The organism is Streptomyces sp. BK239, from assembly GCF_004217285.1.
Taxonomy (GTDB): domain Bacteria; phylum Actinomycetota; class Actinomycetes; order Streptomycetales; family Streptomycetaceae; genus Streptomyces.
In genome coordinates this window covers 189909-203405 of the sequence record NZ_SHKS01000006.1, presented here as the reverse complement: position 1 = coordinate 203405, position 13497 = coordinate 189909, and the positions used below count along the sequence as shown (strand labels likewise).

Here is a 13497-nt window from a genome sequence, read left to right as displayed (position 1 = left end):
CGATCCCGCCTCCATGCGCAAGCAGTACCGGGCCGAGGGCCTGGCCGAGGCCGATCTGGCCGCCACGCCCGTGGAGCAGTTCGCGCGCTGGTTCAAGCAGGCGGCGGCCGAGGCCCACCTGTTCGAGCCGAACGCCATGGTGGTCTCCACCGCGGACGCCGAGGGCCGGCCCAGCTCCCGCACGGTGCTGCTGAAGAACTTCGACGACCAGGGCTTCGTCTTCTACACCAACTACGACTCGCGCAAGGGCCGCGACCTGGCGGAGAACCCGTACGTCTCGCTGCTCTTCCCGTGGCATCCGATGGCCCGGCAGGTCATCGTGCGGGGCGTGGCCCGGCGCACGGGGCGGGACGAGACCGCCGCCTACTTCCGCACCCGGCCGCACGGCTCCCAGCTGGGCGCGTGGGCCAGCGCCCAGTCCTCGGTGATCGACGGCCGCGCCGGTCTGGACGCCGCTTACGCCGAGCTGGCGGCCCGCTATCCCGAGGGCGACCAGGTGCCGGTGCCGCCGCACTGGGGCGGCTTCCGGGTGGCGCCGGAGTCGGTGGAGTTCTGGCAGGGCCGCGAGAACCGCCTGCACGACCGCCTGCGGTACGTCGCGGAGGCGGACGGCGGCTGGCGGCTGGAGCGGCTCAGCCCCTGAGCATCCGCGGCGGCCCGTTCAGCGCAGCGCCTCCTCCAGCAGCGCCGCCCACTGCGCCACCACCCGTTCACGCCGGGCGCTGTCGTCGGTGAGGAGGTTGGCGAGGCCGAGGCCGCGGGCCATGTCCAGGAGGCCCTGGACGGTCTCGCGCACACCTGGACGGGACTCGTCCGCGCCGAGGAGCTGGACGGCGATCCGGTGGGTCTCACGGCCGACGCGGGCCTCCAATTCGGTCACCCGGGGCCGCAGCGGCTCCTCGTCGGAGGCCGCGACCCACAGGTGGAGGGCGGCGCGGAAGAGCGGGCCGGTGTAGAGGTCGACGAGGGCGGCCACGACGGCCTGCCGGTCGCCTGCCGCGCCCTCGGGGAACAGGGCGCGCAGGGCGGTGGAGCGTTCCTCGGCGACGTACTCGACGGCGGCGGTGAAGAGGTCCTCGCGGGTGGGGAAGTGGTGCTGGGCGGCGCCGCGGGAGACGCCGGCGCGCTCGGCTACGACGGAGACCGTGGAGCCCGCCCAGCCGTGCTCGGCGAGGCAGGCCACGGCGGCCTCCAGGAGCCGCTGCCGGGTGGCGCGGCTGCGGTCCTGTTTGGGGGCGCGGTCGCCCGGGACACGGTCGGCCGTGCTCACAGCACCCATGCGGGATCCCGTCGTTCGAGGAAGGCCGTCATCCCCTCGCGTGCGTCGGGCTGGGAGAACAGCGAGGCCGTGAGCCGGCTCATCCCGCCCGCGTCCTCGGTGAAGGCCTCCAGCACCTTAACCGTGAGCAGCTCCTTCGTCCTGGCCAGGGCTTGTGGGGCGGCCCGGCGCAGGCCGTCGAGGACGGGGGCGAGGGCCTCGTCCGGGCCCTCCTCGCCCGCGGCGGCGGTGACGAGGCCGATGCGGGCCGCCTCCCGTGCGTCGAACCGTTCGCCGGTGAGGCAGTAGCGGGCCAGGGCGCGCGGGTCGACACGGGGCCGCAGCGGCAGCGCGATGACGGCGGGGGCGACGCCGACGCGGACCTCGGTGAACGCGAACGTCGCCGCGGTGGAGGCGATGGACAGGTCGCAGGCGCCGAGCAGTCCGAGGCCGCCCGCCCGTACGTGGCCGTCGACGCGGGCCGCGACGGGCTTGGGCAGGCGGACGATCAGCTCCAGCAGGCCGGTGAACGCCTCGGCGGGCGGCGGGTCACGCAGGTCGGCGCCCGCGCAGAAGGTGTTCCCGGTGTGGGTGAGCAGGACGGCCCGTACGCCGGGGTCCTCGCCGCACCGCTTCAGGGCGTCGGTCAGTTCGGCCACGAGCGCGCTCGAGAGAGCGTTGCGGGTGTGTGGGGAGTCGAGGCTGAGGGTTTCGACGCCCCGCGCGCGGGTGCGGCCGATCAGCGGTGTCATCCGTGTTCCTCCCTGAGCCGCCGGCGCCGCGGCCGGTGCGGCTGCGAGCTGGTCAGTACGACTTGGGCAGGCCCAGGGTCTGGTGGGAGACGTAGTTGAGGATCATCTCCCGGCTCACCGGGGCGATACGAGCCACGCGCGCGGCCGCTATCAGCCGGGCGAGGCCGAACTCGCGTGTGAGGCCGTTGCCGCCGAGGGTGTGCACGGCCTGGTCGACCGCCTTCACACAGGCTTCCCCGGCCGCGTACTTCGCCATGTTGGCGGCCTCGCCCGCGCCGGCGTCGTCGCCCGTGTCGTACAGACGGGCCGCCTTCTGCATCATCAGGCGGGCCAGTTCCAGTTCGATGTGGGCCTGCGCGAGGGGGTGGGCGATGGCCTGGTGGGCGCCGATGGGAGCGTTCCAGACGGTGCGTTCGCGCGCGTAGCCGACCGCCTTGGCGAGGGCGTGGCGGCCCATGCCGATCGCGAAGGCGGCCGTCATGATCCGCTCCGGGTTGAGGCCGGCGAACAGCTGGAGCAGGCCCGCGTCCTCGTCGCCGACGAGGGCGTCGGCGGGCAGCCGGACCTCGTCGAGGACCAGCTCGAACTGCTTCTCCTCGCTGTGCAGTTCCATGTCGATCATGCGGCGGGTGAAGCCGGGCGCGTCTCGCGGGACGATGAACAGGCAGGGCTTGAGCCTGCCGGTGCGGGCGTCCTCGGTGCGGCCGACGACGAGGGTCGCGTCCGCGATGTCCACGCCGGAGACGAACACCTTGCGGCCGGTGAGCAGCCAGTCCGTGCCGTCGCGGCGGGCCGTGGTGGTGATGCGGTGGCTGTTGGAGCCGGCGTCGGGCTCCGTGATGCCGAAGGCCATCAGGCGGGAGCCGTCCGCGAGGGCGGGCAGCCACTGCTGTCTCTGCGCTTCGGTGCCGAAGCGGGCGATGACCGTGCCGCAGATCGCCGGGGAGACGATCATCATCAGGAGGGGGTTGCCCGCGGCGCCGAGCTCTTCGAGGACGAGGGAGAGTTCGGTGATGCCGCCACCGCCGCCGCCGTATGCCTCCGGCAGGTTGACGGAGATGTAGCCGAGCTTGGCTGCTTCCTGCCAGAGGGTCCGGTTTCCCACGTCGGGGTGGTCCCCGGCGAAGGACGCGACTGCCTTGCGGAGGGCTTGGTGCTCTTCGGACTCGATGAGGTCGGTCACTGTGGCTCCTTCGTGTGCGGCGTCGTCGTGGCTGGTCGGGCTCGCGCGGCGGAGCCGCACTTCGATAAGGCCCCGCGCCCCTAAGGTTCGTCGCTGTCGACCACCGCCAAGAGGGCCCCGACCTCGACCTGTTGCCCTGCCATCACGTGCACGGCTGTCACCGTGCCCGTTGCCGGGGACGCGATGACGTGTTGCATCTTCATCGCTTCGAGCCAGATCAGCGGTTCGCCGGTAAGGACACTCGATCCGGTGATGAGACCGTCCGCGACCTTGACGACCGTGCCCGGCATGGGGGCCAGCAGGGAGCCGGGCGCGCGTTCGGCGGTCGGGGCGGGGAAGCGGGGCAGGGCCGTGAGGGTCGTGGCGTTGACGTGGACCTGGTCGCCGTACCTGGCGACCTCGAACCTGCGCCGGACGCCGTCGGCTTCCAGGACCACCAGGTCCACGCCGGCGTGCACGACGCGCACGCCGTCCGCCGCCAGCCCGTCCCGGGTGTGGTGGTAGCGGACCTCGTGCTCCTCGCCGCCCAGCGCGTACCGCTTGATCTGCGGCTGTGACGGCAGGTTGCGCCAGCCGCCGAAGCGGGAGCGGCCGTGGGCTTCGGCGAGGGCCGCCGCGAGCGGGGCGTACGGGTCGGGGGCCGGCTCGGTGAGCGAGGTGAGGTGGCGGTCGTAGAAGCCCGTGTTCATGCGGGCGGAGGTGAACTCCTCGTGGCGCAGGGAGCGGACGAGCAGGTCGCGGTTGGTCACCGGGCCGTGGATCGCGGCCCGCTCCAGCGCCCCCGCCAGGGTGCGGACGGCCTCCGCGCGCGTGGGGGCGTGCGCGACGACCTTGGCGAGCATCGGGTCGTAGTGGACGCCGATCGTGTCTCCGTCGGCGTAGCCGGTGTCCAGGCGGACGGCGTCGGGTACGGCGAGGCGGTGCAGCACGCCGGTCTGGGGCGTCCAGCCGGTCGCCGGGTCCTCGGCGTAGAGGCGGGCCTCGACGGCGTGGCCACGCGCGCGTGGGGGCTCGGGGGCGAGGGCGTGCCCCTCGGCGACGCGGATCTGCTCGGCGACGAGGTCCAGCCCGAACACGGCCTCGGTCACGGGGTGTTCGACCTGGAGGCGGGTGTTCATCTCCAGGAAGTGCGCCCTGCCGTCGGCGACGAGGAACTCGACGGTTCCCGCGCCCACGTAGTCCACCGCGCGCGCCGCCCGTACGGCGAGGGCGCCGAGCTCCCGCGTGAGCGCGTCGGAGAGGCCGGGCGCCGGGGCCTCCTCGATCACCTTCTGGTGGCGGCGCTGGAGCGAGCAGTCGCGCGTGCCGAGCGTCCACACCGTGCCGTGCGCGTCGGCGAGGATCTGCACCTCCACATGGCGGCCGTCGACGACGTACGGCTCGACGAACACCTCGCCGTCGCCGAAGGCGCTCGCGGCCTCGGTGCGCGCGGCCTCCAGGGCGCCGTGAAGGTCCTCCGTGCGGCGTACGACGCGCATGCCGCGCCCGCCGCCGCCGGCGGCCGCCTTCACCAGCACCGGGAGGTCGGCGTCCGTCAGCGCGTCCGCGCTCAGCGGGGGCAGGCCCATGAGCGCCTTGGCGCGCGTCTTGGAGGCCATCGCCTCGATCGCCTCGGGCGGCGGTCCGATCCAGACCAGGCCGGCGTCCAGGACCGCGCGCGCGAAGCCGGCGTTCTCCGACAGGAAGCCGTACCCGGGGTGCACGGCGTCCGCGCCCGCCGCCACGGCCGCCTTCACGATCAGGTCGGCCCGCAGATAGGTGTCGGCGGGCGCCGATCCCGGCAGACGTACGGCCGCGTCGGCCACGCGCGTGTGCAGGGCGTCGTCGTCGGCGTCCGAGTGCACGGCGACCGTCCGGATGCCCCGCTCCCGGCAGGTGCGGAAGACACGGCAGGCGATCTCGCCCCGGTTGGCGACCAGCAGAGAAGCGATCACTGGAGTTCCCCTCACATCCGGAAGACGCCGAAGCCGCCGCGCGCGCCCTCGTAGGGCGCGGTGTGGACGGCGGACAGGCACAGCCCGAGGACGGTGCGGGTGTCGCGCGGGTCGATGACGCCGTCGTCGTACAGCCGCCCCGACAGGAACATCGGCAGCGACTCCGACTCGATCTGCTGCTCCACCATGGCGCGCAGCGCGGCGTCGCCGTCCTCGTCGTAGGGCTGTCCCTTCGCGGCGGCCGACTGGCGGGCGACGATGGACAGCACCCCGGCGAGCTGCTGCGGGCCCATGACGGCCGACTTTGCGCTGGGCCAGGCGAACAGGAAGCGCGGGTCGTAGGCCCGCCCGCACATGCCGTAGTGCCCGGCGCCGTACGAGGCGCCCATGAGCACCGACAGGTGCGGGACGCGCGAGTTGGACACCGCGTTGATCATCATCGCGCCGTGTTTGATGATGCCGCCCTGCTCGTACTCCCTGCCGACCATGTAGCCGGTGGTGTTGTGCAGGAACAGCAGCGGGACGTCGCGCTGGTTGGCGAGCTGGATGAACTGGGCGGCCTTCTGCGACTCCTCGCTGAACAGCACGCCCCGGGCGTTCGCGAGGATGCCGACGGGATAGCCGTGCAGGGTCGCCCAGCCGGTGGCCAGGCTCGTCCCGTACAGGGGCTTGAACTCGTCGAAGTCGGAGGCGTCGACAATCCGGGCGATCACCTCGCGCGGGTCGAAGGGTGTGCGCAGGTCGCCTGGGACGATCCCGAGGAGTTCCTCGGGGTCGTACTTCGGAGGGACGGCCGGGCCGGGATCCTCGTACGCCTTGCGGTGGTTGAGGCGTGCGACCACGCGGCGTGCCTGCCGCAACGCGTCCGGCTCGTCGACGGCGAAGTGGTCGGCGAGGCCCGACACGCGCGCGTGCATCTCCGCGCCGCCCAGCGACTCGTCGTCGCTCTCCTCGCCGGTGGCCATCTTCACCAGCGGCGGCCCGCCGAGGAACACCTTCGCCCGCTCCTTGACCATGATCACGTGGTCGGACATGCCGGGGACGTACGCGCCCCCGGCGGTGGAGTTGCCGAAGACGACGGCGAGGGTCGGGATGCCGGCGGCGGACAGCCGGGTCAGGTCGCGGAAAACGGCCCCGCCCGGGATGAAGATCTCCTTCTGGGAGGGCAGGTCGGCGCCGCCCGACTCGACCAGGCTGATGAGGGGCAGCCGGTTGGCGAGCGCGATGTCGTTCGCCCGCAGGGCCTTCTTCAGCGACCACGGGTTGCTCGCGCCGCCGCGCACGGTCGGGTCGTTGGCCGTGATCACGCACTCCACGCCCTCGACGACCCCGATGCCGGTGACGAGCGACGCGCCGACGGCGTGGTCGCTGCCCCACGCGGCCAGCGGCGACAGTTCCAGGAACGGCGTGTCGGGGTCGAGGAGCAGCTCGACGCGCTCCCGGGCGAGGAGCTTGCCGCGCGCGCGGTGCCGGGCGACGTACTTCTCGCCGCCGCCCGCGAGCGCCTTGGCGTGCTCGGCGGTCAGCTCGTCGAGTTGGGCGAGCATCGCCTCGCGGTGGGCGCGGAAGTCGGGGCCGTGGGGATCCAGCGCCGACGGCAGGACGGTCACAGCAGGACCTCCGGGATGTCCAGGTGGCGGGAGCGCAGCCATTCGCCGAGGGCCTTGGCCTGCGGGTCGAAGCGGTGCCGGGAGGCGGCGCCGGCGCCGAGGAGGCCCTCGACGACGAAGTTCAGGGCGCGCAGCTCGGGCAGGACGTGCCGGGTGACCGTCAGCCGGGCGCTCTCCGGGATCAGCTGCCGGAACCGGTCGACGGTCAGCGTGTGGACGAGCCAACGCCAGGCCTCGTCGGTGCGCACCCACACCCCGACGTTCGCGTCCCCGCCCTTGTCCCCGCTGCGAGCCCCGGCGACGAGCCCCAGGGGGGCCTTCCTCACGGGCCCGGCCGGGAGGGGGCCGGGCAGGGGCGGCCGCGGTACGGCGTCGAGGGCGAGGGTGACGGCCGGCGGGGGCACCGGGACGCGGCGTCCGTCGTCGAGGACGGCCGTGTGCTCCACCGTGTCCTGCGGGACGTAGGCGGCCTCGAACACCCCGTAGGGGGAGCCCCTTCCGGGCGGGGCGAGGACGTGGAAGCCGGGGTAGCTCGCCAGGGCCAGCTCGACGGCCGCGCCGGTCAGCGCGCGTCCGACGACGGCCTCGTCGGGGTCGCGGACGACGAGCCGCAGCAGCGCGCTCGCCCCCTCCTCGGTGTCGGCGTCGGCCCGGTCGGTGCGGACGAGCTCCCAGTCCACCTCCTGCGGGCGCGCCTTCTCGAACACATCCCCCATCTGCTGCCGCACCAGCGCCGCCTTCGCCTCGATGTCGAGGCCGGTGAGCACGAAGACGACCTCGTTGCGGTGGCCGCCGATCCGGCTGAGGCCGACCTTCAGGTCCGGCGGCGGGGCCTCGCCCCGCACGCCGTCGATCCGCACCCGGTCCGGCCCGTCCTGGGTGAGCCGTACGGCGTCCAGCCGGGCGGTGACGTCAGGGCCCGCGTACCGGGCGCCGCCGGTCTCGTACAGGAGCTGGGCGGTCACCGTGCCGACGTCGACGAAGCCGCCCGTCCCCGGGTGCTTGGTGATGACGCAGCTGCCGTCGGCGTGGAGCTCTGCGAGCGGGAAGCCGGGGCGGCGGACGTCGCCCGCGCGGAAGAAGGCGTGGTTGCCGCCGGTGGCCTGCGTGCCGCACTCCAGCACGTGCCCGGCGACGACGGCCCCCGCGAGCCGGTCGAAGTCGGTCGGAGCCCAGCCGAAGTGGGCGGCGGCCGGCCCGGTGACCAGCGCCGCGTCGGTCACCCGCCCGGTGACCACGATGTCGGCGCCCTCCTTCAGGCAGGCGGCGATGCCGAAGCCGCCGAGGTAGGCGTGGGCGGTGAGGCTGCCGGGGTGGCGGGGGCCGAGGTCGTCGCCCTCGACGTGGGCGACCCGCACCGGGACGCCGAGGCGGCCGGCGAGTTCACGCACGGCGTCGGCGAGTCCGGCCGGGTTGAGGCCGCCGGCGTTGGTCACGACGCGGACGCGCCGGTCGTGCGCGAGACCGAGGCACTCCTCCAGCTGGCGCAGGAAGGTGCGGGCGTACCCGGCGGAGGGGTCCTTCAGCCGGTCCCGGCCGAGGATCAGCATGGTGAGTTCGGCGAGGTAGTCGCCGGTGACGACGTCGAGTTCGCCGCCGGTGAGCATCTCGCGCAGGGCGTCGAAGCGGTCGCCGTAGAAGCCCGAGGCGTTGCCCACGCGCAGCGGCGCGGTCACCGGACCGGGCCCTTCCCGCTGTCGCCGGACTTCGGCGGGCGGCCGGCGCCGGGCGGGCCCGCGAAGGCCTGCGCGACGTCCAGCCAGCGGTCGGCGTCGGGTCCGTCGGCGCGCAGGGCCAGGTCGGCGCGGTGGGCGCGCTGGGTGACCAGGAGGCAGAAGTCGAGGGCGGGGCCGGTGACGCGGTCGGCGGCGTCCTCGGGGCCGTACGTCCACAGCTCGCCGCCGGGGCCGAGCAGTTCGACGCGGAACTCCTCGAACGGCACGGAGAGCCCATGCACGCCGAAGGAGAAGTCACGGGTGCGCACGCCGAGGCGGACGATGTGCCGGAGCCGGGCGGTGGGTTCGGGCGTCACGCCCAGCGCGTCCGCCACGTCCCGGGCGTGGGCCCAGGTCTCCATGAGCCGGGCGGTGGCCATGGAGGCGGCGGTCATCGGCGGGCCGTACCAGGGCAGACGCGCGCCCTCGGGAACCGCCGCCAGGGCCTCCTGGAGGGCCGCGCGCCCGTCCCGCCAGTCCGCGAGCAGCTGCGCGGGCGGTTTCCCGGCCCCCTCGTTCGCGCCGTTGTCCACGAAGTCGCCGGGTTCCGCCAGCGCCTTCTCCACCTCGCGGGCGAAGGCGGCCTGGTCGGTCACGGCCAGCACGGAGGAACGGTCGGTCCAGGCGAGGTGCGCGATCTGGTGGGCGACGGTCCAGCCGGGGGAGGGCGTCGGGAGCGCCCACTGATCGGACGTCAACTCGGCTACCAATAGGTCGAGTTCGTCGCTCTCGGCACGCAGGTCGGCTAGCACGGGCGTGGGGTCGGCCATGGGGGGAGCATGGCAGCGGGCCTAGAAACAAGCAAGCATGCTTGCATTATTTGCTGCACGGACACGCACGCGTGCGGCCCGCCGACAGGTGCCGGCCGTGTCGTACGCACGCGTGACCGCCCTGCCGTACGCGCGGGTGCGGCGCGCCGGCCGAGGACAGCCGCGCCTCACGCCTCCGGCACAGCCGTCTTGACGCGTCCCACCTGGGTCCGCACGGCCCCCATGCTCGCCGCGACGACGAGGGCGATCGCGGCGGCCTGCGCGGCGGAGAGGGTCTGGTCGAGGACGAGGAAGCCGGACAGGGCGGCGAGGGCGGGCTCCAGGCTCATCAGGACCGCGAACGTGGAGGCGGGCAGGCGGCGCAGGGCGAGGAGTTCGAGGGTGTACGGCAGGACGGAGGACAGCATCGCCACGGCGGCCCCGAGCCCCAGCGTCACCGGGTCGAGGAGCCTGGCGCCGGACTCGGCGAGCCCCAGCGGCACGAAGAGCAGCGCGCCCACCGCCATGGCCAGCGCCAGACCGTCGGCCTGCGGGAAGCGGCGGCCCGTGCGGGCGCTGAAGACGATGTACGCCGCCCACATCACGCCCGCGCCCAGGGCGAACGCCGCCCCCACCGGGTCGAGGTCGCCGAATCCGCCGCCGCCGAGCAGGAAGACGCCCGCGAGGGCGAGAGCGGCCCAGACGAGGTTGACGGCGCGGCGCGAGGCCAGGACGGACAGGGCGAGCGGGCCGAGCACTTCGAGGGTGACCGCCGGGCCCAGCGGAATGCGGGCGACCGCCTGGTAGAAGAGGCCGTTCATCGCGGCCATGGTGACGCCGAAGACGACGACGGTGGCCCAGTCGGCCCGCGAGTGCCCGCGCAGCCGCGGCCGGCAGACGACGAGCAGCACGACGGCCGCCACCAGCAGCCGCAGCGCCACCACGCCCAGCGCGCCCGCCCTCGGCATCAAGGTCACCGCGAGCGCGCCGCCGAACTGCACGGACACTCCCCCGGCGAGCACGAGCCCGACGGGCCCGAGGGATCCCCGGCGCCCGCCCGGACCGGCGCCCGCCCCCGTGGGGGCGGAGGCGGACCGGGACGACGAGGTCGACGTGGCGGCGGTGTCGGAGGTGCTCACGGGCGGTCCTGGATCTCAGCTCGGGAAGAGCGCCGGCGCCGACGGCGACGACACGGGGCGACGAGGCGCATGCGTTCAGCAAGATGTACTTTCCAGTCCACGTTAGTGCACCAGGACAGGAGTGTGAAGCGGATTAGCCGCTGTCACTCCGTCATCTCAGATCCCGGACACCCTGGGCCCCTCGGGTGCCCCGGAAGCGTCGGACGTCTTCTCACCGGACGCCCCTTCCAACGCCTGCGCCAGCACCTCCGCCAGATGCCGCCCCCGCACTCCCGCCAGCTGTTCCAGCTGGGTCCGGCAGGAGTAGCCGTCCGCAAGGACCGCCGCCTCAGGGGGAGCCCCGCGCACGGCGGGCAGGAGCTGCTCCTGCGCGCAGCGCTCGGAGACCTCGAAGTGCCCCTTCTCGAAGCCGAAGTCGCCGGCCAGGCCGCAGCAGCCGCCTGCCAGCTCGCCGGTGAGGCCGGCGGCCGCGCGCAGGCGGCGGTCGGGCGCGTCGCCCAGCACCGCGTGCTGGTGGCAGTGGGTCTGGCCGACCGCCGGGCGGTCCAGGCGCGGCGGAGTCCAGTCGGGGGCGTGGCGCTCCAGGGTCTCCGCGAAGGTGAGGACGCGGGCGGCGAGACGCGCCGCGCGCGGGTCGTCGGGCAACAGGTCCGGCAGGTCGGTGCGCAGGGCGGCCGCGCAGCTCGGCTCCAGGACGACGACCGGGGCCGCCGTCTCCAGCACCGGTTCCATCAGGTCGAGCGTGCGGCGCAGCACCACGCGCGCGTGGTCGAGCTGCCCGGTGGAGACGTACGTCAGCCCGCAGCAGACGCGCCCCCGGCGGGCCGTCAGCAGCCGCAGGGCGGAGCGGGAGCGGGCGTCGCCGACGGGCCGTCCGCGCATCCGCAGCGTCGGCGGCAGAGCGACCCGCAGCCCCGCCGCCTCCAGCACCCGCACCGCCGCCCGTCCGACGGACGGCGAGAGATGCTCGGTGAACGTGTCCGGCCACAGCACGACGAGATCGCCCGTGCCGTCAGCGGGGCGCCTGCGCCGCCACCAGCGGCTGAACGTCTCCCGCGCGAGCCGTGGGATCGTCCGCTCCGGCGCGATCCCGCCCGCCCGTTTCACCGCCCACGCGACCGGCCCCGTCGAGGCCAGCGCGTTGAACAGCGCCACCGCGCGCGTGCGGCTCGCCCAGCGCAGCCACACCGGGAGCCGGCCCATGCTGTAGTGCGCGGCGGGGCGTCGCCGGCCCGCGTAGTGGTGGTGCAGGAACTCCGCCTTGTAGGTGGCCATGTCGACCCCGACCGGGCAGTCCGAGCGGCAGCCCTTGCAGGACAGGCACAGGTCCAGCGCCTCCCGCACCTCCTGAGAGCGCCAGCCGTCGGTCACCAGCTCGCCCGCCAGCATCTCGTGCAGCAGTCGCGCACGCCCGCGCGTGGAGTGCTGTTCCTCGCCGGTGACGCGGAAGGACGGGCACATCACGGCGGGCCCGGACGCCGTCGTCGTACGGCACTTGGCGACGCCGACGCAGCGCCGGACCGCCGCCGAGAAGTCGCCGCCGTCGCCGGGGTAACCGAAGGCCACGTCGACGGGCTCGCGGGGCAGGACGGAGAAGCGCAGACCGGAGTCCAGGGGCGCGGGCCGCACCAGCATCCCCGGATTGAGCAGGTCGTCCGGGTCCCACACCCCCTTCGCCCGCTCGAAGAGGGCGACCATGTCCGCGCCGTACATCGCCGGCAGCAGCTCCGCCCGCGCCTGTCCGTCGCCGTGCTCGCCCGACAGCGAGCCGCCGTGTGCCGTGACCAGCTCGGCCAGTTCCTCCGAGAAGCGGCGGAAGCGCGCCACGCCCGCCGCGCCGAGCAGGTCGAAGTCGATGCGGACGTGGATGCAGCCGTCCCCGAAGTGCCCGTACGGCGTGCCGCGCAGACCGTGTGCGGCGAGCAGCGCCCGGAAGTCGCGCAGATACGCGCCGAGCCGGGCCGGCGGAACCGCGCAGTCCTCCCAGCCGGGCCAGGCCTCCGAACCGTCCGGCATCCGGGTGGCGGTGCCGCTGGCGTCCTCGCGGACCCGCCACAGGGCCCGCTGCCCGGCCTCGTCCGTCACGACCAGAGCGTCCAGGACGTCCGCCCCGCGCACGACGGCCTCCGCACGCGTGCGTGCCTCGCCCGCCGAGTCCCCGCCCGTCTCCACGAACAGCCAGGCCCCGCCCCGCGGCAGCCCCGCAGGCGACGGCACCAGGTCGGCCGCCATGCCCTCGACCGTCAGCGGCCCGTACCGAAGCAGCCCGGCCGCGGCCTCGGCGGCGGCCGTCTCGTCGGCGTAGCCGAGCACCGCGAGCGCACGCGCGCGTGGCGCTTCGACGAGACGGACGACGGCCTCCGTGAGCACGCCCAGCGTGCCTTCCGAGCCGCAGAAGGAGCGGGCCACGTCGGCGCCGTTCTCCGGCAGCAGGGCGTCCAGCGCGTAACCGGAGATACGGCGGGGCAGCTCGGGGAAGCCGGTGCGCAGCCGGGCCAGCTCGCCGTCGACGAGTTCCCGCAGGCCGTCCGGCGCTCCGCTCCACCCCCGCCCGAGCCGCAGCCGCCCGCCCCGCGCGGTCACCACGTCCAGCTCGCGTACGCTGTCCGCCGTCGTCCCCCAGGCCACCGAGTGCGAGCCGCAGGAGTTGTTGCCGATCATCCCGCCGAGCGTGCAGCGGCTGTGGGTGGACGGGTCGGGCCCGAAGCGCAGCCCGTGCGGCGCGGCGGCCTCCTGGAGCCGGTCGAGGACCAGCCCCGGCTGGACGACGGCGGTGCGCGCGCCCGGGTCCAGGGAGACCAGCCGGTTCATGTGCCGGGTGAAGTCCAGCACCACCCCGACGCCGGTGGCCTGCCCGGCGATCGACGTGCCCCCGCCGCGCGGCACCACGGGCACCCCGCGCTCCCGGCACACCTCCAGCACTGCCGCCACGTCGTCGGCGTCGCGCGGGGCGACGACGCCGAGCGGGACGCGACGGTAGTTGGAGGCGTCCATGGTGACCAGCGCCCGGGAGGTGACGTCGAACCCGACGTCACCCCTGACGGCCTTGCGCAGTTCGTTCTCGAGATCCGACATCCGTCCCGCCGATCAGCCGTCCGCACCTGGGTTCCTTGGACCATGCCCTCCCCCTGATTCTCGTCTCACCCGACGGACGAGG

Annotated in this window: 10 protein-coding genes; 1 reads left to right on the top strand and 9 read right to left on the bottom strand. The window is 74.4% G+C overall.

Annotated features, from left to right (window positions below):
- Window positions 1-13 precede the first annotated feature (13 nt).
- Entirely contained in the window at window positions 14-643 is a 630-nt protein-coding gene (gene pdxH / locus EV567_RS20190; RefSeq protein ID WP_130442608.1) for a pyridoxamine 5'-phosphate oxidase, read from the top strand.
- Between the two features lie 18 nt (window positions 644-661).
- Here pdxH and EV567_RS20185 read toward each other — a convergent pair whose 3' ends face one another.
- The 9 genes from EV567_RS20185 to EV567_RS20145 form a co-directional block, all read right to left on the bottom strand.
- Entirely contained in the window at window positions 662-1279 is a 618-nt protein-coding gene (locus EV567_RS20185; RefSeq protein WP_130442072.1) for a TetR/AcrR family transcriptional regulator, read from the bottom strand.
- Complete coding sequence (locus EV567_RS20180; RefSeq protein ID WP_130442070.1) at window positions 1267-2010, bottom strand: enoyl-CoA hydratase family protein; 744 nt, start codon at window positions 2008-2010, stop codon at window positions 1267-1269. Before EV567_RS20180 ends, EV567_RS20185 begins: the two co-directional genes overlap by 13 nt.
- 52 nt (window positions 2011-2062) lie before the next feature.
- Window positions 2063-3193, bottom strand: coding sequence for an acyl-CoA dehydrogenase family protein (locus tag EV567_RS20175; protein WP_130442068.1), 1131 nt, complete (start codon window positions 3191-3193; stop codon window positions 2063-2065).
- Window positions 3194-3273: 80 nt separating this feature from the next.
- Window positions 3274-5127 (bottom strand): biotin carboxylase N-terminal domain-containing protein, encoded by a 1854-nt coding sequence (locus EV567_RS20170; protein WP_130442066.1) that lies wholly within the window; start codon window positions 5125-5127, stop codon window positions 3274-3276.
- 11 nt (window positions 5128-5138) lie between these two features.
- Complete coding sequence (locus tag EV567_RS20165) at window positions 5139-6737, bottom strand: acyl-CoA carboxylase subunit beta (protein WP_130442064.1); 1599 nt, start codon at window positions 6735-6737, stop codon at window positions 5139-5141.
- Entirely contained in the window at window positions 6734-8413 is a 1680-nt protein-coding gene (locus tag EV567_RS20160; RefSeq protein ID WP_130442062.1) for an acyclic terpene utilization AtuA family protein, read from the bottom strand. Before EV567_RS20160 ends, EV567_RS20165 begins: the two co-directional genes overlap by 4 nt.
- Entirely contained in the window at window positions 8410-9222 is an 813-nt protein-coding gene (locus EV567_RS20155) for a TIGR03084 family metal-binding protein (RefSeq protein WP_130442060.1), read from the bottom strand. Before EV567_RS20155 ends, EV567_RS20160 begins: the two co-directional genes overlap by 4 nt.
- A gap of 167 nt (window positions 9223-9389) precedes the next feature.
- Window positions 9390-10340, bottom strand: coding sequence for a DMT family transporter (locus EV567_RS20150; protein ID WP_130442058.1), 951 nt, complete (start codon window positions 10338-10340; stop codon window positions 9390-9392).
- 156 nt (window positions 10341-10496) lie between these two features.
- Entirely contained in the window at window positions 10497-13415 is a 2919-nt protein-coding gene (locus EV567_RS20145) for an FAD-binding and (Fe-S)-binding domain-containing protein (protein ID WP_130442056.1), read from the bottom strand.
- Window positions 13416-13497 lie beyond the last annotated feature (82 nt).

What these genes read in the sequence shown, in the direction of transcription:
- EV567_RS20180 (WP_130442070.1), bottom strand. Translation starts at nt 2,010, where the DNA reads ATGACACCGCTGATCGGCCGCACCCGCGCGCGGGGCGTCGAAACCCTC.
- EV567_RS20155 (WP_130442060.1), bottom strand. Translation starts at nt 9,222, where the DNA reads ATGGCCGACCCCACGCCCGTGCTAGCCGACCTGCGTGCCGAGAGCGAC.
- pdxH (WP_130442608.1), top strand. Translation starts at nt 14, where the DNA reads ATGCGCAAGCAGTACCGGGCCGAGGGCCTGGCCGAGGCCGATCTGGCC.
- EV567_RS20145 (WP_130442056.1), bottom strand. Translation starts at nt 13,415, where the DNA reads ATGTCGGATCTCGAGAACGAACTGCGCAAGGCCGTCAGGGGTGACGTC.
- EV567_RS20185 (WP_130442072.1), bottom strand. Translation starts at nt 1,279, where the DNA reads ATGGGTGCTGTGAGCACGGCCGACCGTGTCCCGGGCGACCGCGCCCCC.